This window comes from uncultured Microbacterium sp. (assembly GCF_947632095.1).
GTDB lineage: Bacteria > Actinomycetota > Actinomycetes > Actinomycetales > Microbacteriaceae > Microbacterium.
This window is the reverse complement of record NZ_CANROA010000093.1, coordinates 1-3,627: the sequence shown is the minus strand read 5'-3', so window position 1 is coordinate 3,627 and position 3,627 is coordinate 1. Positions and strand designations below refer to the sequence as shown.

Here is a 3,627-nt window from a genome sequence, read left to right as displayed (position 1 = left end):
TGCGCGTCATCGCCCACTCGATGCGGGTGAGCGCCATGATCGCGGGAGATCCGTCGCGACGATCGTCACGGCGCTCTTCGACTGCCGCGGGAACCGTTTCTGCGTCATCGCGACCGCGCTCCAGGCGGGCGCGCGTCCGCTCCGCCGCGGCGCGCGCCGCAGTGATCGCTTCCCGCACCGCCGACGCGTCGGCCACGGGTCCGGGCTTCCCCTCGCGCACGAGCTGGGAGAAGCGCGTGGCCGATAGCGTCGTGAAGTGCATGAGGTGGAGCGCCGATTCCTCGACAGCCTGCCTGCGGCCCACGAGGAATGCCGTCGACATCGCCGCCACGGTCTGATCGAGGCCGGCCTGCGCCGCGTCGAGCGCACGCACCGATGCGAGCCGGCCCCCGTTGGGCGCACGCGCGGCGATCGTGTCGTCGCCGGCGCGCAGAAGGTCGTCGAGGGCGTCGAAGTAGGCACCGATCTTCGTCAGCAGCGCGGGCTTCGAGCTCGACGACAGGATCAGGTAGGCGCACAGCACGCCGATCACCGCGCCGACGACGGTCTCCTCGATGCGCAGCTCGATAAGGGAACGGTTCAGAACCCCGAGCATGTCGAACAGGGCGATGAGCATCACGGTCACGAAGAATGACGAGTACGCGTAGTTGAGCGGGCCGAAATACAGCATCCCGAAAATGGCGATGGCGCAGATCGCGATGATGCCGATGCTGTTGCCGTGCGCCAGGTAGGCGAGCAGCGCACCGACGGCGATGCCGAGCACCGTTCCGATGATCCGACGATAGGCCCGGGTGAGGATGTTGCTACGCGTGGTGGCGGTCATGAAGACGAGGAATGCGGTCAGCACGGCCCAGTACCACCGGGATGCCGAGATGGCTTCGCCGACGCCGGTCGCGATCAGTGCCGCGATCGAGGCCTGCACCGCCAACCGCGTGGTCGGTGCCCACTGCCGCCATGCCCTCCAACTCGCGGACGGCTCGGCGTTCGCGGTGCTCACGGGCGCCCGTTCGGGCTGCGGCTCGATCGCGGACTGGCGGTCGCCGGAGACCTCGATCGCACGCAGCCGGAAATGCGCCCGGGTGCTCTGGGCGATCAGGTCGCCGCCGTTCTCCGCGCGCTCCGCCCATGCACCGGCAGCGGCTACCCGGCCGGGTGCAGCGTGCGGATCGAGCACAGCGAGCAGGGACGGGAGCGTCGGCGGGGCCGATCCCCCGCGGACCAGTTCGTCGCACACCTCCTCGACATAGGCCCGGGCATCCAGAGCGAGCTCACCCAGATCCCGCTCGGAGACATCCGTGTAGCGGGCGGTGGGATAGTCGTGCTGCCAGGTCGTGATCGCCTGGCCGACGGCATCCAGGCGAGCCAAGCGCCGGCGCACCGTGCGCCGATGCTCGGGGCGGGTCGCGGCGTGGAGCGCCGCCGCGGAGGCCACTCGCAGCTCGGCGAGCAGCACCTCGAGCTGACGGCGGGGACGGCGGAGCATCAGGAACAGGCGCACGAGGAGCTGCGTGGTGGCCGCACCCGCCGCGATCAGGCAGTACACGGGCAGCTCTGCCGCCGTGGGGTGCATGAACAGGGTGAAGAAGAAGGTGAAGAAAGCGATGGTGCCGATGGCGGTGGCCCGCGGGCCGAATCGCCGCAACCACATCGATATCCCGGCGAGCAGGACGAAGACCCCGATCATGGCGGGGCGCCATGCCGAAAGAGACGACGCGACCAGGACGGTGGCGACGATGACCGGCGGAAGCAGAGCGGCCGTGACCGAGCGGCTCGCCGGGCTGGGCCCCTTGACGACGTTGCCCGCCAGCATCGAGAGGAAGACGCCCATGACGAGGAACGCCCCATCCGCGTGGAGGACGCGGATGACGGACGAGGCGAAGAGGGCGCTGGCGAGCACGCCCGTGACCACGGAGACGGCGGATACGAGCCGAGCCCGACCGGGGTCCCGCGCACCGATGACGTCCGAGATGCGCCCCATCTTCTTCTCCCCCGTACTGCCGCGTATGCGTCGTCGCCGAGGAACCCAGTACGGGCCGACGGCTACGCAAATGCTACGAGAATTCGCACGGCGTCTAACATGAATGCGTGAACCAACAGGGCCCCTTGGCGGATGTGCTGCGCCAGAGCATCATCGATGGCGAATTCGCACCGGGATCCCGCCTCTCGGAATCGGCCCTGTGCGAGCGGTTCGCCGTTTCGCGCAACACCCTGCGCGAGGCGTTCCGGGTGCTCGCCGAGCAGAGCCTGATCGAGCACGTCCCGTATCGCGGCGTATCGGTGGCCTCGCCCGACATGGCCGCCGTGATCGACATCTACCGAGCCCGCCGCGTGATCGAGTCCACGGCCCTGCGCCAGTGCGAGCCGGAGCATCCGGCCGTCCTCCGCATGCGCGACGCTCTCGATGATGCCGAGCGCCACCTCGCCGCCGGTGATTGGCGGTTGGTGGGAAGCGCGAACATGGCGTTCCACGAGGCGATCGTCGATCTCGCCGACAGCGCGCGCCTCGCGCGCATCTATCGCGACCTCGCCGCCGAGATGCGCCTCGTCTTCCTGGAGATCGACGACCCGCGCGCGCTGCACGAGCCCTTCGTCCGCAAGAATCGCACGGTGCTGACGGCACTGCTCGAGCAGGGACCGGATGCCGCGGCCACGGCCCTCGAGGGGTACCTCGTATCGTCGGAGCGGGTCGTGCTCGGGGCGTTCTCGAGAATGGGTCGCGGTCAGCGGGAATAGATCCCGGATGCCGCGGGTTCCATCCATCATGAATGAAAAACTTGCCGCGGCAACGACCATGGGAGCCGTCACCCTCTTCGTCGCCGACCTCGATGCGATGACGGCCTTCTACCGCGATGTCGTCACCCTTGAGGTGCTCAGCGCCGAGGGCAACGCCGTCGTGCTCGGCCGCGCCGGCATCCCCATCGTGATCCTGCAGCACGAACCGGGACTGAAGACCGCCGCCGCGGGATCCGCCGGCCTCTTCCACACCGCGATCCTCTTCGAGTCGCAGACGGCCCTCGCCGCCGCCCTCCTGTCGGTCGCCCAGCGCGCACCGCAGTACTTCACCGGCAGCGCCGATCACCTCGTCAGCCAGGCCTTCTACCTCAACGACCCCGAGGGCAACGGCATCGAGCTGTACTGGGACCGCGACCGCTCGGAGTGGTCATGGACGCACGGACAGGTCGAGATGGCGACGCTCTACCTCGACCCCAACACCTTCCTCCAGGAGCATCTCACCGAGGAGGCCGCCGCCGGCAGCACCGCGAAGGATGCCGCCCAGATCGGCCATGTGCACCTCTCCGTCGGCGACGTGAAGACCGCGCGCGAGTTCTACGTGCGCCAGCTCGGTTTCGAGGCGACCCTGTCGATGGCCGACCAGGCGCTGTTCGTCAGCGCCGGCGGATACCACCACCACATGGCCATGAACATCTGGAACTCCCGCGGCGCCGGCCCCCGCATGCCCGCCCTCGGCCTCGGCCGCGTCGACCTCGCCCTGCCGAACGCCGACGCCCTCGGAGAGCTCGGCGAGCGCCTCGCCCACTTCGGCAATCAGGTCGCCGACGACGGGAAAACGCTGACCTTCACCGACCCGTGGAACAACACGCTGACGGCGGAACTCGCGCGCTGACG

At 69.1% G+C, this 3,627-nt stretch carries 3 protein-coding genes; 2 read left to right on the top strand and 1 reads right to left on the bottom strand.

Features of this window, described 5'->3' with window-relative positions; translation table 11 throughout:
* On the bottom strand, window positions 1-1,978 hold a 1,978-nt coding region (locus Q0Z66_RS12250; RefSeq protein WP_298041563.1), incomplete at its 3' end, for an FUSC family protein.
* Between the two features lie 107 nt (window positions 1,979-2,085).
* Between Q0Z66_RS12250 and Q0Z66_RS12245 the strand changes: the two genes are divergently transcribed.
* A complete protein-coding gene (locus tag Q0Z66_RS12245; RefSeq protein WP_298041561.1) occupies window positions 2,086-2,733 on the top strand; it encodes a GntR family transcriptional regulator in 648 nt (215 codons plus the stop codon).
* A gap of 28 nt (window positions 2,734-2,761) precedes the next feature.
* The gene (locus Q0Z66_RS12240) at window positions 2,762-3,625 is read left to right on the top strand and encodes a VOC family protein (RefSeq protein WP_298041559.1); all 864 of its coding nucleotides are present in this window, start codon (window positions 2,762-2,764) and stop codon (window positions 3,623-3,625) included.
* The last annotated feature ends 2 nt before the right edge of the window (window positions 3,626-3,627 follow it).

What these genes read in the sequence shown, in the direction of transcription:
- Q0Z66_RS12240 (WP_298041559.1), top strand. Translation starts at nt 2,762, where the DNA reads ATGAATGAAAAACTTGCCGCGGCAACGACCATGGGAGCCGTCACCCTC.